We start from the raw sequence: 25,512 nt of genomic DNA, 5'->3' as shown, positions 1-25,512 counted from the left end.
TAATCATTACCTTAACAAACTTACAATGATTGCTCCTAAAGAAGCAACAGCCGTTCCTATCCCAATCCAACTTTGTGCTGTCATTCTTTCACGCTCCGCTCTTTTAGGCACTAAAATCTCCGCACCAGGCTTAACCCTCGGATAATTCTTAAAGAATAGAAATCCTTTAGTCGCATCTACCGATCCATTGGCATATTTTATATAAGCACCCTTTTTTAAAGCGTTGGATGTAAATCCACCGGCACCATTTAAATATTGTTTAAACCCTTTGTTACGTGTGTAAACGATGCTATTTGGGTTTAAAACCTCACCTGTTACTTTTACCGTTTGCAATTGTCTAGGAATCCTGATCACATCACCATCTTCCACAATCAGATCTACTTTAGAGGTTGGCTTATCAAGTATCTTTTTCAAGTCAATACCGACTAAATCAGACTGGATCAATTGTTGTTCAACTTCGGCCCGGAGTGTATCTTTTACTCCTGCTTCCTGTGCCCGTTTTAAATTCAAGAATTTCTTGTTTTCTTCTTCCTGGTTACTAATTGCATTTTTATCTGCAGGATTGACCTTCTCTGCTCCTGGCCGTTTTAAAGAAGCTCCCTCAACATAAGCCAAAGGGGTTAAACCTCCTGCCCGTTGAATCAAATCAGAAATTCTTTCATTCTTTTGGGTGATGGTATAGGTACCCGGATATAAAACTTCACCTTCTAATTTCACCTGTTTTTGAACCTGATAACCTTCCGAACTACGGATGGAAATCATATCAAAAGGTTTCAATACAAAATTATCATCTTGTATTCTAAGGTTCTGATCTACATTCAGGGTGAAAACTTCCGCTGTCTGGGCATTAATAGAAGTTGCATCACTGTTTTTAATCCGTCTGGAAATCTCAATCCGATTTGGAGTAGCCCCTTCTCTAAAGCCACCAGCCATTTGGATAACATCTTCCAGACTCATATTGTCTGCATAGTCAAAAGTGCCAGGTTGTCTAACCTCGCCTTGAATACTTACCTTATACTCGTCACGCAGATCGAAAATAGAAGAAATAGTCACCTTATCTTCCCGCTGTAAAGGAATATCATTTTCCGTTCCTGCTAATACTTTCGACACATCAAAAGAAATTAAGGCCAGGGTATTGTCAGCATTCAGACGATTGATATAACCACGGTTTAAAAAGGCATCTTCTGTCAATCCATCGGCTTTAGTGATCAATCCCTTTAAGGTTAACCCTTTATCCAATTCATAGGGCCCCGGTCTAAATACGGCACCTGTTATATCCACTCTGTTTTCAAAACGGTCTAATATGGCTTCGACAATATATTTATCTCCATTTAAAGGGCCATAGGTGGCAAAACTTTCCGCATCCACATCCGTAATCTTTCTTTCTTTATTGGTGTTCTGCAAGACTTTTATTTGAGCCGTATAAGCCTGGTTGCTAAATCCACCAGCGAAACGCAAAGCGTCTTCTAATGATTCCGTGCTTAATATTTCAAATAAAGCTGGCCGCTTCACTTCACCAGACATCTCTATCCTGCTTTGATAAACAGGCACATTGATCACATCCTGATCCTGTAAACGGATGTTATTCTTTTGTAGACCATTCAGTAGAAAATCATAAACATCGATGGTGCTGACCACCCGGTTATTACGAATGACCTGTATTTTACGAAAAGATCCGTTTTCATTAGGGCCTCCGGAAGCGTACAAGGCATTAAATACGGTTGCCAGCGAAGGCAAGGTGTAGGAACCTGGTTTAACAACCTCGCCTAATATGGTCACCTTAATACTTCTGATATTACCTAGATTGATGGCCAGGTTAGTTCTGCCTGTTCGCAATGCTGGATAGGTTCCAGACATTAAGGACTTGATTTTAGACGTAGCCTGTTCGATAGACAGGCCGCCAACCGAGATACGACCAACATATTCAACGTTGATATTGCCTTCCGGGCTTACTTTTAAGTTGTAGTTAGCTTCATTATCGCCTGTAAGATCTATTAACAGCTCATCGTCTGGCCCGATAATATAACTTTTTGGTGTGGCCATACGCATATTCGGTTCGAAGCTTACATTGCTATTTTTAAACAACTCAGCACCAAAAATCTTGGGTTTTAAGCTTTCGAACATGGTTTGAATTTCTTGCCTTCTTTTCTCCTCACCTCCGTATTGTAAATTGCCAGCGGCTGAACCATTTCTTTGGTTATTTGTCAAAGAATCATTACCATTTGTATAAGACCGTCCCCTATTCGTTTCTTTTGCACCATTGGAACTCTCCGAACCTTGCTTGCGTACTTTCTCTACCCTTAGCTTCAACTTTTGAATTTCTTCGGGCTTCATCCCCTGTGCCGCTGCCATTTGTTCCAACTGCGCATCATTATAGCCTATAGATTCTGCTCTTTGAATCAACTGACGGATCTGGGCGTCACTGAGCTCATCAACTTTCACATTAGAGTAATTACTTTGTGCAAAAGCCGTGGTGTCTTTTAGAAAAATAGCCGTAAAAAATAAAAATATAGCAAGGGCTTTTTTAAAGCTCATATTAGATGTTTTATAAGTTTTATTCAAAATAATTCAGCGGTGTATAACCACCATTTTTGAGGTGTTCATCTTTCTTCATTAATTCCAGATCTGCTTGAACCATATCTTTCACCAATAAAGGAAGGTCATATTTAGGTTCCCAGCCCAATTGTGTTTTAGATTTAGTGGGGTCTCCTAATAAAAGGTCTACTTCGGTAGGCCTGAAATATTTTGGATCAACCTTTACCACTTCCATACCTAAATGAAGTTCGGAAGCATTTAAACCAAGCTTAGCTACCACTTCCGGATCTATGTCAATGATGACGCCTTTTTCATTTTCGTCCTTCCCAATAAATTCCACTTCAATACCTAGTTCTGCAAAACTCATTTTTACAAAGTCACGCACCGTTGTCGTTACACCAGTAGCTATAACGAAATCTTCTGGCTTTTCTTGTTGTAAAATTAACCACATCGCCTCGATATAATCTTTAGCATGGCCCCAATCTCTTTGCGCAGAAAGATTACCAAGGTACAGGCATCTCTGTAAACCTAAAGCAATTTTGCTGGCAGCCCGCGTTATTTTACGTGTAACAAAAGTTTCCCCTCTGAGCGGACTTTCATGATTAAAAAGAATACCGTTACAGGCAAACATGCCGTAGGCCTCCCTATAGTTCACCGTTATCCAATAGGCATACATTTTTGCCACCGCATAAGGTGAACGGGGATAAAATGGTGTAGTTTCACTTTGCGGAACAGCCTGCACCAAACCATATAACTCAGAAGTGGATGCCTGGTAAATCCTGGTCTTGTTTTCCATGCCCAGAATCCTAATGGCTTCCAGCAACCTCAAAGTACCAATACCATCCGCATTCGCCGTATATTCAGGCATCTCGAAGCTTACCTGTACATGGCTCATCGCCGCTAAATTGTAAATTTCGTCAGGTTGAGTTTCCTGTATAATCCTAATTAAATTCGTTGAGTCAGTTAAATCGCCAAAATGCAGTTTAAAGTTAATCCCCTGTTCATGCTGGTCCTGATATAAATGATCAATACGATCTGTATTAAACAAAGAAGTTCTTCTTTTCAACCCATGAACAAAATAGCCTTTCTTAAGTAAAAATTCCGCAAGATAAGCACCGTCCTGACCGGTAACTCCTGTAATTAAGGCAACTTTCATAAATTAATAATTGATTTAATTGACAAATATAAATATTTCAAACTACATCTTATTTATACAACGGTTTAAACTCTCTCTCCAATAAGGAATACTAATATCAAAAGTGTTCTTTATTTTACTTTTATCTAAAACTGAATAATGCGGGCGCCTTGCTTTCGTTTTAAATGCATCGGAATTTACCGGTATAACTTCAATATCAACCTCTGCAAAATCAAAAATCGCTTTTGCAAAATCGTACCAGGAAGCCACCCCTTCATTGCTGTAATGATAAATACCGTAGGCTTTTTTATTGGCTTTGATCACCTGAACAATGCATTTAGCCAGGTCCATTGCATAAGTGGGTGTACCCACTTGATCTGAAATGACTTGTAACTGGTCCTTAATCTGGGCAAGCTTCAGCATAGTTTTACAAAAATTGTTCGCTTTTTCTGAATATAACCAGCTTGTACGGAAGATATAATAATTATTTAAAACAAGTGGTATGGCCTGTTCCCCCTTTAACTTAGACAAACCATAAACGTTAATTGGATTGGTAACAGATTCCTCTGATAAAGGAACACCTGTTAGCCCGTCAAAAACGAAATCTGTAGAAATATGAACTAAAGTACTTTGATATTTAGCACATGTTTCTGCTAGTCGCTTTACTGCATATTCATTAACTTGATGTGCAGCATTATGGTCTTCCTCTGCATGATCCACAGCGGTGTATGCCGCACAGTTTATACAAAACAGGGGTTTATATTGCTCAAAAACCGACTCCACCTGTAATTGCATCGACAGATCTAACTCTGATTGAGATAAAAACACATAATTAAACAAAGGCGGTTCAGTCCTGACCACCTCCTGAAGACATTGACCAAGCTGGCCACTACCTCCGATAACGATGATATTGTTCATTAATTTTTAGTGTCGAGGTGAAATTGAATCCCCAAAGCTACAGGATTTATTAAATATTCCCCTTTATTATACCTTTTTAAAGTCAAGCTGTTCGGAGATCCGGGACTAACTTCTTCCTGGCGTTCATAAGAATAAAAGAATTCCAGGTTGCTTTCTGCAAATAGGGTAAGCTGTTTAATCGGGTTAATTTTTATGCCAATAACAGGCGTAATGGTAAAACCTTCCTTGGTGGCATGGATATTTTTAACCGCTCCAGGGTCGGTTGTTCCATCCTGATTGATGATATGAGACATCCCTTTAAATTTATTGGAACGATAACCCAGATCAAAGGCCAAATAAGGTTGTATGACAGAATAATTGAAACTTTTCTCAAAACCGACTTTAAAAGAAAAATCTTTCATTTCTCCATCAACTAATTCGCAACTCTCACAATTGTTGTAAAATTTGTAATCATTTTTCAGATAACTACCGTTTATACGGTAACTGAACAAGTTGTCATTAAATTTTATGATATAGCTGGTAAAGTAGGAACTGAGGTAATTCTCATTGTTGGTTTGATTTAAAACATCTGGCATCTGCATATAATTGTAGCCACGCACGCCAATGCTGTAATTATACTCACCATTATTTTGGCTATAGGCTGCAGTTGAGATTAAAACAAAGAGAATGATAAGTAATTTTATTTTCATATTTCATCCTTTATGCAATTACTATACCATAATAAGCCCCTATAATCACGATGGGCTGATGATGATATCATCATCAAGATCAAAATCCTCCTCATCAGTATCCTCCTCAGCCTTATCGTCCTCACCTTCCAGGGTAAAAGAAGGCACTGCTGCATCATAAGCCCTTGCTAGGGGTTCCTGTTCAGTAGTCCCTTCCATCGAAGCATTCGCTATGCCGCTGAATTCAGAAGGTTTTTCACTGGTTTGAGACTGCGCCTCATCATTCATTTCTCCGGCAGGTTTATTTTCCTCCTTTTCTTTATTGTCTTCAGAATTATCCATGTTGTCCAAATTTAATTGTAGTCAGATAGCAATAACATAAAATTTTAGAATATGTTTTCACCCTAATCACCTTATTAACGTTCGTACCAGACAGGTATTTCTATGGTTTGAGACTCATCAAAAAACCCTATAATCGAATCAACCATATTGAAAAGATAATAGACCAGGTAAACCTCATCTGGAATATCAACATCGTCATCGACTTCACCGGGATAGGCAGCACCTAAAATATCTAAAAGGACATAACATCTTCTAGTCAGGAGAGATAGTTCATCAATCGCAAAATCATACTTTTCGATTAATTTATCTGGCGAATCTAAATATTGGCCAAAAACTAAAGAAGTCACACTTGCATAAGCATAATTGATTTTCCCCACAGGATCCACCATACGGGCAACATTGTTTTCGATTTGATCCATTACAGTTGAAAATAGCTGCAGCGCTTTGGACATATTCTTTTCCATTATTTGAAATTAAATTTTATTGATCATCCTATTTATTTCGAATGTAAAAGAAAACAAGAAACGTCATTTCGCGATCGGCGTATAAGTTCATTTTTGACGTTCAAAGTCATTCAAAGTCATATTTAGCGTCGATAATCGGGGTAAACAGCGGTCAGCATCATCTTTATAAAATTCCGTAGCTTTGTTTGACAATTCAACTTTCATAAAATGACATATAAAGAGAAACTAACAGCCATCCGAGAACAAATGCGGGCTGATGATGTGCAGGCATACCTGATTCCTTCTGCTGATCCGCACATGAGTGAATACTTACCAAGGCGTTATAAATGCATTCCCTTTGTTTCTGGTTTCAAAGGTTCTGCAGGAACTTTGCTCATTACGCAGGATTTTGCAGGGTTATGGACCGATTCAAGGTATTTTGAACAGGCAGCCGAGCAACTGGACGGCAGTGGTTTTGAACTGGTAAAATTGAAGGTTCAGCATATGCCGGAATATATTGAATGGCTCGGTGAAACTTTACCTGCGGGAAGTGTGATTGCTTCGGATGTGAAGTTGTTGTCGGTGCTCTCCGGTGACCTGATCACCAAAAGGCTTTCCCGCAAAGGAATTACCTTGACCCATAGAGATTATTTAGACCCTATATGGAAAGACAGGCCTGCTCTACCTACTGACGCCGCTTTTTTAATTGAAGAACAACATATTGGCCAGTCTGTAAGTTCAAAACTTGCTGAGGTAAGAACAGCTTTAATAAAATTCCAAGCAGATTACCACTTGGTATCTTCTTTGGATGACATGGCCTGGTTATTTAATATCCGCGGAAAAGATGTAAGTTATAACCCGGTGGTATTGAGTTTTGCTTTAATCAGTCAGGATCATGCAAAACTATTTATTGACCCTGCCAAATTAAAGGAAAATGAAAAAGAAACCTTACTGAAAAACGGCGTAGAGGTTTTACCCTACGACGAAATTGAAACCGCATTATCACGTTTACCGGAAAACAGCTCTATTTTTATAGACCCTAAGCGCAATTGTTACGCTTATATAGCGGTGCTGCCGGCAAGTGTAACGGTGATCAAAGAAACCAATCCTTCCACCATTCTAAAAGCAGTTAAAAATGAAACTGAACTGGCCAATACGAGGAAAGTTATGGTGAAAGACGGTGTTGCACTTACGCGTTTCTTTAAATGGATTTCAGAAAATATTGGTAAAATAAAAATCACGGAGCTTTCTGCCGCTGCAAAATTACGAAGCTTCCGGGAAGAACAGGTGGGTTTTGTTGGTGATAGTTTTACGACCATCAGCGCCTATAAAGCACATGGTGCCCTGCCTCATTATTCAGCTTCTGAAGAAAGTGATGCGGAGCTGCAACCAGAAAGTTTGTTTCTTGTAGATTCAGGTGGCCAGTATTTCTATGGCACGACAGATGTGACCCGTACCGTTTCTCTGGGTACCAATACGGAAGAAGAATGCACAGATTATACATTAGTATTGAAAGGCATGATTGAAGGTTGCAAACTGCATTTCCCTAAAGGAACTTGTGGTTACCAGATTGACGCCATCACCAGGAGACCGATGTGGGAACAAGGTATAAATTATGGCCATGGTACCGGGCATGGAGTGGGTTACTTCTTAAATGTACACGAAGGCCCGCAAGTGTTAAATCCGACTAGTAATCCGGTGGCGATTGAGAAAGGCATGATCACCTCTATCGAGCCAGGCATTTACCGCCCGGGAAAACACGGCATCAGAATTGAAAACTTAGTGCACACTATAGCTGATGCACAAACTGAGTTTGGTGATTTTTATGCTTTCGAACCCTTAACCATCGCTCCCATCAACACTTCTATAGTGAAGAAAGAGCTGTTGGAAGAAAGCCAGATCAAATGGTTAAACGACTATAATGCAACAGTTTTTGAAAAATTAAGCCCTTTCTTAACTGAAGAAGAGAATAACTGGTTAAAAAAAGAAACACAGGCAATTTAAGTCGGCAGACTTATTTTACCCATACATACCGATGGCAGACCAGGGCGACTTCCGAAATCAAGTCGCCCTCCTGTTATACATTCATTCGCTAACAGTGCAAATAAAATAGCTTCCTTGGCATCGGGGTCAATTTCCAATTCCCTGGTATCCTTTAAACTCCGGTTTAATTTTTCACTGATTTTTTGAACAATTAAAGGATTGTGCATTCCTCCTCCACTTAAATAGATTTCATAATTGATCGGTTCACCTGGCTGAAAATCCTTTTGATCAAGCTCATTAACTTGCTGAAGGTTAGCTATGGACCGCACAATTGCATCTGCAATTCCGGTCGCTGTAAATTCGCATAGGGTAGCCAAAATATCTTCATTAGAGATTTTCAGTTTCTCTTCTGGATACATCTGCTCACTGGCAGCCAAAGCCTTATTTAAATAAGCCAAATTAAATAATTCCGGACCTGTTGTTTTCGGAAAGGTTAATTCAAAGAAAGGATCACGCAGTAATTCCTTCAACAAGATTTGGTTAACTGTTCCTGCAGAAGCCAATGCAGCATTCGCATCGTATTGCAGACCAGGATAATGGAGCTGTACAAACTGGTCCATGATGGTATTACCAGGTCCGACATCTGTAGAAAAGATAAGATCGGATTTTCTTCCTGAGGGGAGGTAAGTGAAGTTGGCAATTCCACCGATATTTAATAATATTCGATGTTCATCCGGACTTGAAAATATCAAGTAATCCCCATATACAGCCAATGGAGCACCTTCTCCCCCGGCAGCAATATGTTTTTGTCTGAAATCACTTAAAGTGATAACACCGGTTTTCACGGCCAGGTGGTCGCCATCACCAATTTGCAAAGTTGCATTTGGCCATGCCGCCAACTGGTGCAAAGATTTGGGTGCATGGAATATGGTTTGCCCGTGACTAGCAATTACATCTACCGTATCTGCTTGAATGCCCCATTCCTGCAGACATTGCAAAATCAGTTCCCCATGATAGGTACCGATACGGGCATTTAGCAAGGTCACCTTTTGCAGATCAACCTGCTCCTTAAATGAAATCGACTTTAACTCTTCCTTGAAATCAGCTGCATAAGGAATGGTTTTAAATTCAAGCAGCTCGGTTTTAGTATCTAAACCTGAACCCTGAAAACGGCAAAGCGCCACATCAAGCCCATCTAAAGAAGTGCCTGACATTAAACCTATAACCACACGGCTGGGTGCATTGGACATTTCGTAAAGTTTCTTTATGTGATCGTTCATAAAATTATTTAAATAAAACTCATCTCCTCAGCGGAAGGAAAACTATAATTTCCCTGTACATAGCTGAAGCTTCCATCTTCCTACCGTAAATCCAAAATCACCGCATTATTTTCCGGAAAATCCAGTTTAGAACTTTTCCGCTGGCCATTATAGATCATATGCATGATATTGGTCTGGTCATCAAATAAATCATACAACAAGGAATTATACGTTTCCAATTTTCTCAATTCTTTAACGGGAAGCGATTCAATGTATACCAATACAGCTTCCCTGTCTTTTTCGAATCCTAAATAATTAAAAGCTAAGGGCTTGCCATTGGCTTTTAATTTGAAATGCATGGCGATATACTTCTTTAGCAATTCATCCATTGCTTTATGTTTCGCAGGAGCAGAGAGATCAGTGGAGACTTTAAACTGTTTACTTAATGCATCTTCTAAATCATCAGTAAATAAACGGCAGCTAATTTCTATTGTGCCACCCTTAGTGGTATAATTCAGTTCCATACTACTCAGGTGCAATGGATGCCACGACATATCTTTTATACCTAATGGTATAAAACTGAGCAGAAGGTAACAAAATAACAGTGATTTACTTAATAATAGCTGCATTCGATCAATCTTATTTGAGTATATTAAAAAAACGTTATATTTTTATAATCGCCTTTCTCATCAAAAGTTGGCAAATTAAATTTAAAAACTATAATAAGCTATAAATGAAGAAAATCTTTACTTTTTTTATCTTTCTAGGTTCTGCCATCGGTGCTTTACAAGCGCAAAACATCAGAAACAACCCCGAAAGTAACCATGGCAATAAATTCGAGCAATTGGGTACCATACTTACTACACCCAATGAGCAAAGAACAGCAAGTGGTGCTCCAGGCGTCAAATATTGGCAGCAAAGGGCCGATTACGACATTAAAGCTATACTTGATGAAAAAAACCTGCTGCTAACAGGCTCACAAACGGTGACGTATTTTAACAATTCTCCGGATGTGTTGACTTACCTCTGGTTGCAATTAGATGAGAATGAGCATAGCAATGTAAATAACGCCAACTACCAGAACAGCAGCAAATTACCTGCAATTGCCACAACCGCCATGATCGACAGAGCTCAGGAAAGCAGGATTGATAATGGCATGGGTGTTAAGATTTCCAAACTAACCGATGCGCAAGGTAAACCGTTAAAATATACCATCAACAAAACAATGATGCGCGTGGAAATTCCAGCTGCCTTGAAATCCGGCCAAACTTTCGTTTTTAAAGTAGACTGGACGTATAAAATTGCAGACAGGATGAGCATGGGCGGTCGCGGTGGCTATGAATTCTTCCCTGAAGATGGCAACCATATTTTTACGATGGCTCAATGGTATCCTCGTTTATGCGTTTACAGTGATTACCAGGGCTGGCAGAATCATCAGTTTACAGGTCGCGGCGAATTTGCCTTGACCTTCGGAAACTTCAAAGTAGAAATGACTGTTCCGGCAGACCATATGGTGGCTTCAACGGGTGAGTGTATCAATTACGAAAAGGTTTTAACGCCTGTGCAGTTAGCAAGGTACAATAAAGCGAAAACAGCTGCAGAACCAATAGAGGTCGTAACCCTGGATGAAGCTAAAAAAGCGGAAACCAAGAAAAGTATTGCGAGTAAAACCTGGATTTTTCAGGCTAATGAGGTAAGGGACTTCGCATGGACTTCTTCCAGAAAGTATATATGGGATGCCATGGCACAACCGATTGAAGGAAAGGATGTGATGTGTATGAGTTTTTATGGTAAAGAAGCTTATGGGTTGTATAGAAAATTCTCTACAAGAGCGATCGCACACACCATTAAAACATACTCAGATTTCACGATCCCATATACCTACCCTGTAGCACAAAGTGTTGAAGCTGCAAACGGCATGGAATATCCTATGATTTGCTTCAACTTTGGCCGTACTGAAAAAGATGGTACTTATAGTGAGTCTACAAAAAATGGGATGATCGGCGTAATTATCCATGAGGTTGGACATAACTTCTTCCCTATGATTGTAAACAGCGATGAGCGCCAGTGGACCTGGATGGACGAGGGACTGAACTCTTTCATGGAATACATCACAGAAGAATTGTGGGATAATAAATTCCCTACAAAAAAAGGTCCGGCACATACCATCGTTGATTACATGAAATTACCGAAAGACCAATTGGAGCCAGTAATGACGAACTCTGAAAACATTGTCCGGTTTGGACCCAATGCCTATTCCAAACCTGCAACAGCCTTAAATATACTAAGAGAAACCATTATGGGCAGGGAGTTATTCGATTACGCCTTTAAGGAATATGCCAGAAGATGGGCTTTTAAACACCCTACACCTGCAGACTTCTTCCGAACAATGGAAGATGCCAGTGGCGAAGACCTGGATTGGTTCTGGAGAGGCTGGTTTTACAGCACTGATGCTTGTGATATTTCACTTGATTCCGTTAAATATGCGAAAGCTGATTTAAATGCAAGTCTCCCAGCTGCAAGAGACAGAATGATGAAAGTCGATAAGCCGTTGGTAAATGATTTTGAGGATATTTCTAAAATCAGAAATAAACAGGATAAGAAGACCACTTTTTATACGGACAAAGATGAAAATGCCCGGGACTTTTATTGGAGATATGCACGCGGACTTGAAAAAGTGGATACTGCTGCACGTAAACAGGAAGGCAGGGTATTTGTAGAAAACCTGAGTAATGAAGATAAACAAAAGTATGGCAACAAACACTTTTATGAGCTCTCTTTCAGTAATAAGGGTGGTTTGATCATGCCAGTGATAGTTGAATTCACTTATGCTGATGGCACTAAAAAAGTGGATCGTATTCCTGCTCAAATCTGGAGATTGAATGAAAATAATGCTTCTAAGATGTATGTAGAAGATAAGGAAGTGACTGCCATCAAACTTGACCCCATGCGTGAAACCGCTGATATTGATGAAAGTAATAATACCTGGGGTGGAAATGCTGAACCTACAAAATTCCAGTTATTTAAACAAAAAACAGGCGGCGCGGTGAGAGGGCAATCTGTTGGCGTGAATCCCATGCAGGCGGTGAAAAAGAAATAATCCGCTTACTTTATCAAAAAGTGTATTTTCCCGTTCAAAATGGTGCTGTTAAAAAAACAGCACCATTTTTGTTTCAAAGCATCATACTATTTAATCCAGGTCGCATGTACTAAACATCTACCCCATATCTACGTTTTTACAGGAAAAGGTAGATACAACGTAGATCCATGGTAGATCCACTCTAGATCCAATGTAAGCTCAGGATCTCTTCATTACCGTTAACTAACTATATACAGATGAAAACAGAAAAAGAAAAAATGCTTGCCGGTGATTTGTATAACGCTCTTGATCCACAACTGACAAATGAAAGGCTGGAAACGAGGTTACTTCTTAAGGAATTAAACGACTCGAGTGAAGATCAGGCTGAAGAAAGGACCCGCATCCTGACAACTCTCCTTCCTGATGCAGGTACGGAACTCTGGATACAGCCGCCTTTTTATTGCGATTATGGAACAAACATAAAAGTTGGTGACCGGGTATTTTTTAATTTTAACTGTGTGGTCCTGGATGTTGCACCGGTGACCATTGGTCATAGAACACTTTTTGGTCCGAATGTTCAAATATACACAGCTACACATCCTTTAAATTACAAAGAAAGAGCTGCAGGCCTAGAGTATGGCAAACCTATTGTGATCGGTGATGATGTATGGATAGGCGGTAGTGTAATCATTTGTCCAGGGGTAACGATCGGCGACCGGAGTGTTATTGGTGCAGGAAGTGTAATCACCAGAGATGTGCCATCAGATGTTTTTGCTGCTGGAAATCCATGCAGGGTGATCCGGTCTTTGTCTGAAAAAAACGTTTAATTGTAATACTAAACACAAAAACCTTATATATAGCTAACAGCTTTAATATAGCTAATTTCTTGCTGTCACATTGCCCATATATAATTAGAATTTAAATTGTGTAGTTAGTCCGGTATATAACAGGTTCTTTCCCGGGCCGACTTCCTTTAAATAAGCACCTGGCCTAAACCATGTTAATTCAGGGGAAAAGTATAAAAAGGCATTAGGATTGAAAGTCATCTGCCAGACCACCTGGTCACCAATAAATTTATGAGTGGTATTATTTCCGGAGTACAACAACGAAACACCGGGCCCATAAAAACCATCATTTTTACTGTATCTCCAGAAGGCAGTATATCCAATTTGAGTCGCAAGCTTGTTTTTTAATGAGCTCAAATTTTAAAGATGGATGTATGTCAATGAGATTAACAGGAGACACCAATGCTGCTAAGCCAAAATACCCGCCCCGGTTAAACAGCGGATTAAAAGATCGATGAATATTATCTCCGGCATGCTCATCTCCACTAATCACCTCTGTTTTAAGCCCAATTTCAGGCTGAAATTTCAGCTGATTGATTTTGTACCCTGCATTGGATGAAAATTGCCAGGCATTGATTCTTTTTCCAGCAAATTTCCCAAACTGAAAATCGCCCTCCACATCATATCGCCAGCTGGTCGTCTTGCCCCATACCCTTGTTCCAATTGTATGGCGGTTTTCCTTCCCCGTTGCTTCGTCAAATACGGCCCTTTTTTTATTTAAACCGAAATAATACAGATCAATATGCTGAAATACAGGGACATCAGACACCACGGTATAGGAACCGAAGAAACGATTATCCTTATTGAACCTATCATCAAAGACACCTCTCCTATCTTGAAGATGATGGCTATAAAAAAGATCGGTTACTAAGTCTTTTACGGCATATTGAACTTTCAAAGCATCAAATATTTGCCGGTTATTTGGCCCTTCGCTGACCGAAACCAAACGTTGAGATCCGTAATTTAATTCCTGCCGGCCAAAGCGCAACAGCAGCTTTCGGGAAGGATCACCTGTAGAATGGTATTCTACAAATGCCTGTTGCAGATCCAGCTCATTCTGATCGACCGGGCTTTTATTATTTTTTCCAGGCGCAAGACTGCTCTGCAATTGGACAAACATTCTCAATTTCTTGTTCAGGTGCAGATCGGCATGAACAATATGCCTTGCGTATAGAAACCAATCAACTGCTGAAAGTTCTCCCCATTTCTCATTCCTCATGTAAAAATACTGGTAGCGAAAATCCCCGCCAAAGCTTATATATGCATCTCCATCATTCGAAAGGGGCTGATACTTTAACTTCGAATACCAGGATCGCGAAGTGTCGTTTTTGAGGTAAGAAAAATCATCATCATACCTGAGTAGATTGAAAGTTGGTGTTTGCTGCGAGTAGCCCTTAAGAAAACAGATAACCAACAAAGTGAATAGACGGTATTTCATATATACATATATTTTCTGCCTATTTCCCACTTCCATACGAAGGCAACTTAATTTACTAACAAAAAAAAACTTTCATTTGTTTACTGTCTGAAACGAACGTCTATAGATTAAGGTAAAATCTGATTACCATGTATCGCAGAAAATGTTCCCTCTTTTTACATAGAAATGTGTTTACATAAAAAAAGACTGTCAACTTTTTAAGGACAGTCTCATTCTTTTTCAATACTTGTTCGTCAATGCTTATTCGCCATTTTTGATCATAAAGATGATCGCATTTCGAATAATGAATAGCCTGGGCTTATTTAATGATTTTCAACAGATATGCACCATAACCGCTTTTAACAAGAGGCGTTGCAATTTTTCTTAAATGTTCTTTATCAATAAAACCCATTCTATAAGCTACTTCTTCAATACAGCCAATCTTTAATCCCTGACGTTCTTCAATCACTTCAACAAATTGTCCGGCTTGCATTAAGGAAGAAAAAGTACCTGTATCTAACCAGGCAGTTCCCCTGCTCAACACACCCACTTTAAGCCTTCCCTGATCAAGGTAAACTTTATTGACATCTGTAATTTCGTATTCGCCGCGGGGAGATGGTTTAATATTTTTAGCGATTTCAACGACACTATTGTCGTAAAAATATAAGCCCGGAACCGCATAATCTGATTTTGGAAAAGCAGGTTTTTCCTCTATAGAAACAGCTTGGTTATTCCCATCAAATTCAACCACCCCATAACGCTCCGGATCTGCTACCTGGTAGGCAAAAACAATGCCTCCATCTGGATCAGAACTGCTTTGCAACAACCTTGACATCCCATCTCCATAAAAAATATTATCCCCAAGCACCAAGGCCACTTTGTCCTTTCCTATGAAATCTGCACCGATCACAAAAGCCTGAGCAAGTCCGTTTGGCTCTTCCTGAACGGCATAGGAAAACTTACAGCCCAAGCGACTGCCGTCACCTAATAATTTTTCGAAATTTGGAAGGTCGTGTGGAGTAGATATAATCAGGATCTCTTTAATCCCTGCGAGCATTAATGTAGACAATGGGTAATAAATCATTGGTTTATCATAAACCGGCATCATTTGCTTACTCATAACCAGGGTCAAAGGGTGCAACCTTGTGCCACTTCCACCTGCTAGTATTATTCCTTTCAAATTCTAAGAGTTTTAAGTTTGAGATATTTATTATTGGTTATTTAGGTTCAATATATTAAACGTACTTACAGTTGCAATATATCAATACCAGACAAATAACGTTGCCCGATTCTGCTAAATCTTACATCAAATTTTCCTGGTATAAAGCAACACTATCTTCCAGTTCCTTGTACCATTCTGCTCCATATTTCCTGATCAGCGGCCCCTTTAAAAACTGGTAGACGGGAACTTTCAGTTCACGCCCAAAACTACAGGCATCACTGCAAATGCTCCACCTGTCGTAATTCAGTACATCAAATTCAGGATACTGCGTAATTCTGATCGGATATAAATGGCAGGAAATGGGTTTCTGCCAATCGATGATGCCCTGCTCATAAGCCTTTTCAATCGCACATTTGGTAATGCCGTCTTCAAAAGTCACATAAGCACATTCTTTGTGGCCATCTACACAAGGGGTAGTCAAATCACCATCAGCATCCAGTACCGATGTACCAAATTCTTCAATGGCGGCAATACCCTTTGGAGCCAGTAAATGTTGAATTTTTGGATATATTTCTTCTAGTATAGCTTTTTCTGCATGGTCCAATGGTGCCCCGGCATCTCCTTCAACACAACAAATCCCTTTGCATTTATTCAGGTTACACACAAAGTTCTCTCTGATCAGATCTTCATGCAACAGGGTGTTTTGTACTTCTATCATTATATTAATTTCAATTTTTAGCCAAAGGATACTTTAATCCATTCGCTGAGTTAATTTCCATGGTTACTGCACCGACAAGAATCTCCACCTCGGCCTTTACAGGCACCCTGTTGCCATCATCAGTAATCCAGAGGTAAAGTCTACTATCTTTTCTGAAGATTCGTCCTGGCTGTATAGAAGGGCTGAATTTAAGACACCTGATGTTACCCAGTTTACTTTTTACTACTTCCTTACCAATATATTCTATTTGGAGCTGATTAATCTCATCCCCCAAAAAATAATTCAGGGCAAACTGATCACCGATCTTAATTTTTGAGATATCCAGACTCCTGGCAAAATAATATGCAGAGACCAAATCAAATGTCTGATGCGTTGGTCCGGTAAAAGTTCCACGATTAGAAACTATTTTGCGGGTGCCTTGCGTAAAGCGTGCCTTGTCTTGTCTACGATAACGGCCCTCCCGTATATTTTCCTGATAAAAATAGGGCGTAAGGTTTACCTTATCAATATAGGAATCATAGTGGTCCCTGATTTTATAAAAAACATCGAAAGAACCTGACGTCCGCGCATCAACGGTGAGTTTATAGGTGGGTTTGCCATCAAATTTTAAATCAGAATTGGCTACCTTGATGGTGGCTTCTGCTGCCGTAATGAAACCATATTTCAGTTTATATTCAAGGACTTCTCCCGCCTGAAATACAGGCTCCTTCTTTAAAGGCAACTCCTGGGCATGAACATTAAAACTAAGCAAAAGGGAAAACAGCACAAACAAATGGGTATATCTCATACAGGAGCGTTACAAAAAGTCATCCAAATCATTAATCTTTTCTTTTATAAACTGGAACTGTTGAACAAGGCTCACCGTACATAATGCTTTTCACTATCGGTGTAAGCAAATTTGTGAGCTCCACATAAGCAGAAATTGGAACAGGAATTTCACCACAACCCTTAATCACCACTCTTTCGTTTGCAAGTGCAGTGGTATCAATTTTAGACAGCGCCTTTGTAAACAAAACTGATTCCAGTACTTCAGGACTTCCAAAGACCACCTCATTTGCATAAGGCTTCATCCGATTGGACAACAACATATAAGCCCAGGTAGGTACAATGGCATCAGACGAGCAAATAATGGCCACATTCTTATCCTTGTATTGAGACCAGTCATGTGTTTTAATGAATTCACGAAAATCCTTCTCACGCAAGATCAATCCATGAAAAAGATTCTCTTTAATATCATAAACCAAACGTTCCCCTTTTGGATAATACTCCTCGAGGTTCAAGGTAATCAGCCCACTGGCAGCCACTTTATTAACAAAATTTTCCTGAATATCCATAGCTACATAAATAAAAAAACCGGAAGCAGCTTTGCCTCCGGTTACAAAATTACATAAAATAAGATTAATAGAATTTCACCCTATTGTCTTTTATCTCGCTTTTATCCATTAATGCCTGGAAAGCTCCACCTAAAGAACGCTGAGCCACAGACATTAACATGGTTTCTTTCTGTTTAAAGGTATTAGCAAGGGCACCAGGATTACTGAATCCTTTGACACTAAAAGCATAAACACCTTTTTCGCCTGCTACAGGTTTAGAAACTTTACCCGGAGCCGAACCAAATACAGAACCGATCAGTTTATTTTCCTGGCCTACACCAGCAAGTACAGGGTTAGCGAAAACAATGTTTTCTGCCATCTCCACCGGTTTCCCAGCTTTCTGTCCTACCTGATTAATATTCGATGCACCTTGTAGGGCATTATTCAACTTTTCAGTCAGCATTTTTGCTTTAACTGCCTGACGAACCAAAGGCTCGATATCTTTTTTAACTGCTTCCAATGGCAATAAACCCTTAGGCATAATGTTTGTCAAACGAGCTACCACAAAAGCATTCTCCATGGTGTAGATCTGCTCAAGCACATCACCTTTTTCAGCTGCAAAGGCATCTTTAATGATCGGACGAGGATTATCCAGTCCCGGAGCATATCCCTGACTTCCAGAAATCTTATCTGCTACAGCAACCGTGTATCCCTTTTTCTGTGCCAATGTATTAAAGTTATCTCCTTTTAATTCACTTAAGAAGCTTGTTGCTTTTTTATAAGCCGCATCTTTTGTTTTGCCACTTGGCGCTAAATTCTTCTCTATATAAGCCAGTTTCACCACTTTTGATGAACCGATCTGCGCATCAATTTTAATCAAATGAACGCCGAATTGTGAGCGCACCACCTTAAGATCTCCTGCTGAACCGTTAAAAGCAGCATTCTCAAATTCTGCAACCATTTGTCCGCGACCGAAAGTACCTAAATCACCACCTTTGTCTTTTGATCCGTCAACGCTGTATTTTGAAGCCAGTGTAGCGAAGCTTGCACCACCCTGAACTAAAGTTTTTAATGAATCAGCCATTTTCATCGCTTTATCAACCCCACCTGTTTGGGCAGCATCAATTAGAATATGACTGGCCTTTACCGAATCCGGAGAAAAACGCGAGTCAACTACTTTAACTAATTTATAAGAGTTTCCTGAAAGAACAGGTCCGTAAAAACTACCTGCCGGTAATTTAAATACCACAGAGTCAATAGCAGGATCAAGCATGCCTTTGGTCAGGTAAGTATAAGGAACCTTCACATCAGAATTGATGGCAGCATACAAAGAATCATTTTTAGCAGTTGGAAAATCTGCAGCTAACTTATCCACTTGTTTTTTGATAGCAGCAGTATCCTCTTTTGTAGGATTAACACTAAAAGATACGTATTCAAAAGTTCTGGTTTCCACCGGATTGTCAAAACGTTTTTTGTTCTCATTGTAGTATTCAGTGTAATCAGCATCAGCCAATTTCACACTTGCATCGGTAATTGATGCATAATCCAAATTCACATAGTTGAAACTTGCCAGTTTATTTCTGTTGATATATTCATCGTTTGCTTCCAATGAAGTTACGTAAACAGAATTTTTGATCATGTTGCCGTATTTCTCCTGCAGTGCCTGTTTTTCAATTTCTAATTGCAACAGGTCCCATTGCTCTTTCAGCTGTGGATTTTGATTCTGTTGTTTCAGACTGCTGATCACAGCCGCACGGTCAACCTGACCGGTTTGTGGATTACCAAAGTATTGAACAATGATCGGGCTTGGGTTTTTACCTTGCAAAAGGTCAAATAACTCATCACCAGAAACCGACAAGCCTAAACGATCATATTCTTTATTAAGAAGGATACCGGCAATTTCACCGTTCCATACATTTTCAACAGCCATAGCCTGCATTTGGGGATTTGAACTTCCGCCATACTGCTGCTTCATTTGTGCCTCACTCTGTTCTACTTTTTTGCCGAAATCATCGATGTCTATATCGTTACCATCAACAGAACCCACCACTCTTTGAGATTCAGCCCAAAAAGGCTTACCCACGCTAACCAAGTCGCCCAACAAAAATGCAACAATTGCAAAACCGATTGCGCCTAAAAGGATAAAGCCTGCACGATTACGCAAAAACGTCATTAAACCCATAATAATTATTTTATATTTTTTTTAAGAGGCGCAAGATACAACTTTTGGTAAAAAAAGAAAATTTTAAAAGCTATTTGAATAAGTATTTATAAGCTAGGGAAATAAGCCGGGGAAAATTTACCTATTGTTGACTCAGATCGCCCTTGATATAAGTCTCCGCAACACCCTGTTCAAAGGTGGTTGTACTAAAATCCTGGGGTGCCGAAAAGTTGATGGCATCCACAAAAGACCCATCAGGCCTTTTCACAACTCCTTTGGGAGAAAAGAATTTCTTTTCCTTTTGATCCCAGGTAAGTTCTTCCGTGTTGAAAGTCATGCTTTCAGTTACCACCACTACGTTTTTCCTGAAGATAGTCAGCTGTTCCGTTTCCTTCATGATGGCATAGTCAGACTTGATGCTGCCTGTCTTGATCAGTTCATCTCCATAAAAATCAACGCTCACCCCTTTAGGCATTTCCTGATAGATCTTGCCATCCTTAGGCGTCATTTTATCGAGAACAGGCGCAAAACCTTTGGCTTTAACTCTCGCAGAATCACTGTAGATGACTTCAACACCTAGTGAACGGTCCCTGGTAAAAGTAACTTTGCTGGCAGATACCGCTGCAGCTTTTTTTAAATCATCCTCATTACAGGAATTCAAAAAAACCTGCGAAAAACCAAGTATAACAAAAGTGTATATTATACTTCGCCAGTTCATTTTAATCAAATTTAAACTTTCTGAACCATTTGTCATTAAGCGTAAAACCTACACCGAAATTGATGAAATTCTCCTGGATCAGTCCGTTTGATATACTTCCCCTTTTACCGATTTCAGTGGTGAAGTTTAATTTATAAAACGCAAGACCATTCATGGAACGCGCTAGTGGTAGTCCCAATCCAAAAGTTACGGCCATTTGTTTTACATCCTGGTTATTGATCTGCACGTAGGTCTTATCAAAAGTATAACCAATACGGTAATCTACTCTTTTAAAATAGCTGCCGATAGAATTGACATCAGGTGTAATTTGCGCACCTACAGAATAACCATAAGTATCCTGCAAGCCCATATTTTCACCGCCCATGCTACTTTCAGACCATTTTCCCGTGCGATAATCCGCTCCGATCAACCATTTATTGTCTTTTTGAATGGTGAAACCAAAATTATGTATCAAAGGTAATTTTAAGCTGGTTTCAGCACCTTCAATATTAATCAGGGTGTCCAATGCCGAATTTTCTTCACCGGATGAATTTCTGTTATACTGTGTTACCACAGAAGATCTTGTAGAATTTATGGAAGATTTTGAAGAACCAGAATAACCTAAAACCAGGGAAGTCTTGCTGTTCAACGGTATATCATATTGCATTCCGTAAGAGAAACTAAATCCACCAATACTGTTTTTAGTTTGCATCCTGGAGTTGATCGTATTGTTACTGCTAATGAGCGAGTCAGGAACAACAAGTTCAGTGGAACGTGAATTCTGAAGGTTTCCAAACAAGTATTCAACGTTAGCACCTAATTTCAGGTTTTTGCCAAAACGATAACCATAACCTAAAAAGGCCTTGTTCAACCCACCTTCGCCAGCATAAATATAATTCGCATCCTGGCTATCAGAATTTGGCCCGTTGCTTAAAGTAACCCGGTTAGAAAACTGGTAACCCAGCTCTGTATAAGGTGCAAGTCCAAAACTTAAAGCAGACCGGTTACTTACCGGAACGCCTATCGTCATATGGCTGAGTGTAGAGTTAAAACTTTTTTCGGAAATGGAGCTGTTCTTCAGCGTTGTAAAACCTCCTGCCAAACCAATATCAACCGTAGTCAGGTTTATACCAGGATAGGAGGCCGGATTCTGCATATTTACATTGCTGTAGCCAGTTGGCTTATATACACCGGTTGAGATTCCACCCATTGCCCTGAATTGAGGCAATGCCGTTCCTTTAATGTTTCCTACACCAAATTTCGAATAAGGCGACTGTGTGGTAACCTGCGCTTTTAAGGTGATGCTGGTAAGCACAACCATAACAGCGGTGATATAACTAATTTTTTTGTACATATTCAAATGCAATGACTTCATTTAATCCTTTTAATACTAAGTAAGGTTCGTGGAAAACCTGGTTGGCAAAGTTACATCCTTTTAATTGATTCATGAAAAAGGGTGCATCGCCACCGGTGATCAGCACTTTCACTTTATTGTCTTTTCGAAACTGGCTGGCAATAAAACCCTCCACTTCATTCACTATTCCCTGTAAAACCCCATTCTGGATAGCTTTATGGGTGTCTGATCCCTCAGGAATCGTTGTATCTTCATCTTTCCATTCCACCAGCGGCAACCTGCCCGTGTAATGGTTTAAGGCTTGAAACCTCATCTTAATACCTAAGCTGATGCTGCCACCAAAATATTCAGCCTTATTATTCAGGAGGTCATAAGTGATACATGTTCCAGCATCAATCATAAACACAGACTCCCCAGGGTAATACCTTTGTGCAGCAATAACCTTTGCCCACCTGTCAAGCCCTAAAGTTGAAATCGTTTTATAATTGTTTTTAATGCCCGGATTAATGCGGGTAGAAAATTCTATATAATGGGTTTGGGCTTTAAGAAGTGCTATCACGGCAGCCTGGTCTTCATTAACAGTAGATACTGTTGAGCTGTTCACCTTAAACATTTCAAGTAACTCCGCTATCCTGCGGGAATCAAGTGCTGTTTGTAATTCAAAATGAACCAGCGTCCTTGATTTAAAAACAGCGATTTTACTGTTCGTATTGCCAATATCAATAACCAGATTATGCATTGACCATCCCAAGGATTGACTCAAAAATGATCAGCCCGTCCTGGTTATTCAACAGCGCATCAGCAGCACGTTCCGGATGCGGCATCAAACCAAAAACATTACGTCCTGCATTACAGATTCCTGCAATATTCTCTGTAGAACCATTCAGGTTCGTTGTTAAGCTAATTTGCCCGTCTTCATCACAATACCTGAACAGTACCCTATCGGTATCATTCAGCCTGTTAATGGTATCAGCAGGCGCAAAATATTGTCCTTCACCATGGGCAACCGGAATTTTCATGGCCTTATTCACATTGCACAAGCTGGTCAGTAAACTATTGGTAGTTACCGCCTTAACCCAGGCGTTCCTGCAAATAAATTTCCTGTTTTGGTTATGTAACAAAGCACCTGGAAGAAGGTGGGCCTCAGCAAGGATCTGGAATCCATTACAGATCCCCATCACATAGCCCCCTGCGTTCGCAAACCTAATGACTTCCTGCATGATCGGTGAAAAACGTGCAATCGCGCCGGAACGCAAGTAATCACCGAAAGAAAAACCTCCTGGTAACACGATGAAGTCTGCCCCCTGCAAGTCATGATCTTTATGCCATAAACGTACGACTTGCTGACCAAGAATATGCTCTAAAACATAGATCACATCTTCGTCGCAATTCGAACCAGGAAATATGACAACACCAAACTTCATGGCACAAAGCTATTAATATCTAGCAAGTTTCAAGGGATCAAATTGTTAAAAAAAGTTAAACGAACAAAAAGTACTGGATCGTAAACACAAAAATAAGAAATAAACTTTCATAGAACCAACGCTTTGTGGCATTTGAATAGTAATAAGCCAGCAATACCGCACCCGGAGGCACACATAATAAAAAATGGTACAGCCTGAAATCAGGCTTGGTATAACAACTTACAACGGCCACCAGAAACATAAAAAACAACATTTGAAAAGCCTTTCTGGTACTGATGAAACTGTGAAAAAAGTTTTTCCTTAATTGTATCATTGCCAAAACCATCATCACCAGTACAGGTACCAGAACCAGGTAGTCATTGTAATTTATTTCAAAAACATGGGGGAACTTATTGGTGAGTGGCAGCCAGATCCGGTAAAACATTCCAATCTGATCCTGCCAGTAATAAAATACAGCCAAAAAGAAGAATACCATGGCAAAACCAATTAAGCCGGATAGCCATTCACGCCAACTAAAGGAACGGTACAGCAACAGACTTAGCCATAACATCAGCATCATCACAATAAATGGAAAGTAAATTAGGGTACCCAAAGCAATGATTACGCCGATATCGAACATCAGCATGATCGCACTTGGCACCTTGCCCACTTTCAAAAACTTATTCATCATCCAAATGATCAGAAAATTACAGAGCAACGGCGGACTTAACACCAGGAAAGGCATAAACAAACTGGTTCCCGTAATGTATAAAAGCGCAGGCAAATAATTGGGCTTACTGAGCAAGCCATGGTTGTTGATGACCCTGTTAAAGATCAGTGCCTGTATATACACAATGATCGCCGCTATGAAGATATTACCGGTGGAACTGAATGACCTGTTATCTAGCGGAATCGGCAGAAAAAACCTTGCATAGGGTTCCAGAAACTCGAAATTCAATAAGGGTGGAGTATCCACAAAAATGGCAATACGCATAAAAAAAGTATATGCGAACAAGAAAAGAAGGTTAATGGGATTAAGGGTTCTGAACTGATTGATCATAGGTAATTATGATTCAAAGGAAAGAAAATTATCTGGCATATGTGTTGATTACCTTATCTATGACCGCAGCGGTATGATCCGGAAAGTCAAATTCATACTTTTGGGGGTTGTTAATCCATTCTTCTAGGAGGGGCAGCCAGTTTTTATTACTTCCCCAAATCACAGGAAAGCCTAATTGTTTAAGGGCATAGGCATTGCATTGCTGTTCATATTGGTAGCGCATCGGCATGACCAACAGTTTCTTGCCTAAAAAAAGCGCTTCGGCAGGGCCTTCAAAGCCGCCGCCAGTAAACAATCCGCTGCAACTGGCTAAACTCTGGTTAAATTCTTCATTGTGAACAGGTGATACCCGGACATTTTTTGTTGTGTACTTTTCATGACTATGTTTGGAAAAAACCTCCCATTGCACTTCCGGCATTTGATGCAGCAGCGGCACCAGTAATTTGTCATCTATTGAAGGCAGATATACCGTGTAATGACCAAGGTCAGACACCACTAAATTCCTTATTTCGGAACGTATAACCGGTGTATAAATAAAATCATCATAAGGATGAAAATGAAAACCCACATAATGTGTCGCAGGTGCATAATACTTCATGACCAGTTGTGCCCAGTCAATGCTTTTGGGCTTGGGTACCTTTTGCGACTGAAAAGAAGCCTGGTGACTTAAACCAACGCTTTCCAGTCCCTGCATTTTACATGCCCAGGCGGTTACCGGCTCAAAGTCATTGATGATAAGGTTATAATCTTTTAAAGGGATCTGCCGCATATCTTTAACGAAACGCGGCAGATTCATTGTCTTAAAGGTTTCCCAATGGTGAACGCCACCTTTCCGTCCGAAAATAAAACTGAAGCCGTGAAGCTGGTATTTAACGGGCTGTATCAGTTTTACTTCAGATTGTGTACCGCTAATCAAAAGGTCTACTTCGCCATATCGCTGCAGCAAGGGAACGATCTCCCTTGCACGACTGATATGGCCATTACCAGTACCCTGAATAGCGTACAATATCTTCATTTCAG

The 25,512-nt window shown here is 39.9% G+C and carries 23 protein-coding genes; 3 read left to right on the top strand and 20 right to left on the bottom strand.

Translation table 11 applies throughout. The features are described from left to right. Positions 1–6 precede the first annotated feature (6 nt). The 6 genes from WG905_RS03370 to WG905_RS03345 all read right to left on the bottom strand — a co-directional run bounded on the left by WG905_RS03370 (position 7) and on the right by WG905_RS03345 (position 6,062). A complete protein-coding gene (locus WG905_RS03370; protein ID WP_339590289.1) occupies positions 7–2,535 on the bottom strand; it encodes an SLBB domain-containing protein in 2,529 nt (842 codons plus the stop codon). Between the two features lie 19 nt (positions 2,536–2,554). Then, entirely contained in the window at positions 2,555–3,691 is a 1,137-nt protein-coding gene (gmd, locus tag WG905_RS03365; RefSeq protein WP_339590288.1) for a GDP-mannose 4,6-dehydratase, read from the bottom strand. 42 nt (positions 3,692–3,733) lie between these two features. Further along, a complete protein-coding gene (gene rfbD, locus WG905_RS03360; protein WP_339590287.1) occupies positions 3,734–4,588 on the bottom strand; it encodes a dTDP-4-dehydrorhamnose reductase in 855 nt (284 codons plus the stop codon). Next, entirely contained in the window at positions 4,588–5,277 is a 690-nt protein-coding gene (locus WG905_RS03355) for a hypothetical protein (protein WP_339590286.1), read from the bottom strand. The genes rfbD and WG905_RS03355 overlap by 1 nt, the downstream gene beginning before the upstream one ends. Positions 5,278–5,322: 45 nt before the next feature. Continuing rightward, on the bottom strand, positions 5,323–5,598 hold the full coding sequence (locus WG905_RS03350; protein ID WP_339590285.1) for a hypothetical protein: 276 nt from the start codon (positions 5,596–5,598) through the stop codon (positions 5,323–5,325). 74 nt (positions 5,599–5,672) lie between these two features. Next, positions 5,673–6,062, bottom strand: coding sequence for a hypothetical protein (locus WG905_RS03345; RefSeq protein ID WP_339590284.1), 390 nt, complete (start codon positions 6,060–6,062; stop codon positions 5,673–5,675). A 207-nt stretch (positions 6,063–6,269) separates the two neighbouring features. Here WG905_RS03345 and WG905_RS03340 point away from each other — a divergent pair, with 207 nt between their 5' ends. Next, positions 6,270–8,045: an aminopeptidase P family N-terminal domain-containing protein gene (locus tag WG905_RS03340; protein WP_339590283.1), complete on the top strand. Its 1,776-nt coding sequence runs from the start codon at positions 6,270–6,272 to the stop codon at positions 8,043–8,045. Here WG905_RS03340 and WG905_RS03335 read toward each other — a convergent pair. Both WG905_RS03335 and WG905_RS03330 read right to left on the bottom strand, forming a co-directional pair. Then, on the bottom strand, positions 8,042–9,304 hold the full coding sequence (locus WG905_RS03335) for an anhydro-N-acetylmuramic acid kinase (RefSeq protein WP_339590282.1): 1,263 nt from the start codon (positions 9,302–9,304) through the stop codon (positions 8,042–8,044). The genes WG905_RS03340 and WG905_RS03335 overlap by 4 nt on opposite strands. Before the next feature lie 80 nt (positions 9,305–9,384). After that, positions 9,385–9,912: a DUF6702 family protein gene (locus tag WG905_RS03330; RefSeq protein ID WP_339590281.1), complete on the bottom strand. Its 528-nt coding sequence runs from the start codon at positions 9,910–9,912 to the stop codon at positions 9,385–9,387. Positions 9,913–10,016: 104 nt separating this feature from the next. Between WG905_RS03330 and WG905_RS03325 the strand changes: the two genes are divergently transcribed. Both WG905_RS03325 and WG905_RS03320 read left to right on the top strand, forming a co-directional pair. Beyond that, positions 10,017–12,383, top strand: coding sequence for a M1 family metallopeptidase (locus WG905_RS03325; RefSeq protein WP_339590280.1), 2,367 nt, complete (start codon positions 10,017–10,019; stop codon positions 12,381–12,383). Between the two features lie 236 nt (positions 12,384–12,619). Further along, the gene (locus WG905_RS03320) at positions 12,620–13,189 is read left to right on the top strand and encodes a sugar O-acetyltransferase (protein WP_339590279.1); all 570 of its coding nucleotides are present in this window, start codon (positions 12,620–12,622) and stop codon (positions 13,187–13,189) included. 310 nt (positions 13,190–13,499) lie between these two features. Here the strand turns inward: WG905_RS03320 and WG905_RS03315 are convergent, their stop codons facing one another. From WG905_RS03315 to WG905_RS03260, 12 genes are all read right to left on the bottom strand, one after another. Further along, a complete protein-coding gene (locus WG905_RS03315) occupies positions 13,500–14,645 on the bottom strand; it encodes an alginate export family protein (RefSeq protein ID WP_339590278.1) in 1,146 nt (381 codons plus the stop codon). Positions 14,646–14,943: 298 nt separating this feature from the next. After that, the gene (rfbA, locus tag WG905_RS03310) at positions 14,944–15,804 is read right to left on the bottom strand and encodes a glucose-1-phosphate thymidylyltransferase RfbA (RefSeq protein WP_339590277.1); all 861 of its coding nucleotides are present in this window, start codon (positions 15,802–15,804) and stop codon (positions 14,944–14,946) included. Between the two features lie 121 nt (positions 15,805–15,925). Then, positions 15,926–16,504 carry a DUF3109 family protein gene (locus WG905_RS03305; RefSeq protein ID WP_339590276.1) on the bottom strand — a complete coding sequence of 193 codons (579 nt, stop codon included), beginning with the start codon at positions 16,502–16,504 and terminating at the stop codon, positions 15,926–15,928. A gap of 10 nt (positions 16,505–16,514) precedes the next feature. After that, entirely contained in the window at positions 16,515–17,291 is a 777-nt protein-coding gene (locus WG905_RS03300; protein ID WP_339590275.1) for a DUF3108 domain-containing protein, read from the bottom strand. A gap of 31 nt (positions 17,292–17,322) precedes the next feature. Next, the gene (locus WG905_RS03295) at positions 17,323–17,838 is read right to left on the bottom strand and encodes a DUF2480 family protein (protein WP_339590274.1); all 516 of its coding nucleotides are present in this window, start codon (positions 17,836–17,838) and stop codon (positions 17,323–17,325) included. A gap of 64 nt (positions 17,839–17,902) precedes the next feature. Continuing rightward, positions 17,903–19,999, bottom strand: a complete 2,097-nt coding sequence (locus WG905_RS03290; protein WP_339590273.1) for a peptidylprolyl isomerase — start codon at positions 19,997–19,999, stop codon at positions 17,903–17,905. 121 nt (positions 20,000–20,120) lie between these two features. Continuing rightward, the gene (locus WG905_RS03285) at positions 20,121–20,696 is read right to left on the bottom strand and encodes a hypothetical protein (protein ID WP_339590272.1); all 576 of its coding nucleotides are present in this window, start codon (positions 20,694–20,696) and stop codon (positions 20,121–20,123) included. Position 20,697: 1 nt separating this feature from the next. Further along, positions 20,698–22,050 (bottom strand): BamG family beta-barrel-assembly machinery protein, encoded by a 1,353-nt coding sequence (gene bamG, locus WG905_RS03280; protein WP_339590271.1) that lies wholly within the window; start codon positions 22,048–22,050, stop codon positions 20,698–20,700. Further along, positions 22,013–22,768 (bottom strand): type III pantothenate kinase, encoded by a 756-nt coding sequence (locus WG905_RS03275; RefSeq protein WP_339590270.1) that lies wholly within the window; start codon positions 22,766–22,768, stop codon positions 22,013–22,015. Before WG905_RS03275 ends, bamG begins: the two co-directional genes overlap by 38 nt. Continuing rightward, positions 22,761–23,453 (bottom strand): phosphoribosylformylglycinamidine synthase subunit PurQ, encoded by a 693-nt coding sequence (gene purQ / locus WG905_RS03270; RefSeq protein WP_339590269.1) that lies wholly within the window; start codon positions 23,451–23,453, stop codon positions 22,761–22,763. Before purQ ends, WG905_RS03275 begins: the two co-directional genes overlap by 8 nt. A gap of 55 nt (positions 23,454–23,508) precedes the next feature. Then, on the bottom strand, positions 23,509–24,447 hold the full coding sequence (locus tag WG905_RS03265) for a DUF6427 family protein (RefSeq protein WP_339590268.1): 939 nt from the start codon (positions 24,445–24,447) through the stop codon (positions 23,509–23,511). Positions 24,448–24,520: 73 nt separating this feature from the next. Next, positions 24,521–25,507, bottom strand: a complete 987-nt coding sequence (locus WG905_RS03260; protein WP_339590267.1) for a glycosyltransferase family protein — start codon at positions 25,505–25,507, stop codon at positions 24,521–24,523. Positions 25,508–25,512 lie beyond the last annotated feature (5 nt).

This window comes from Pedobacter immunditicola, assembly GCF_037482985.1.
Taxonomy (GTDB): Bacteria; Bacteroidota; Bacteroidia; order Sphingobacteriales; family Sphingobacteriaceae; genus Pedobacter; species Pedobacter immunditicola.
The sequence above is the reverse complement of the archived record's forward strand: the minus strand, read 5'-3'. Positions and strand labels throughout refer to the sequence as shown.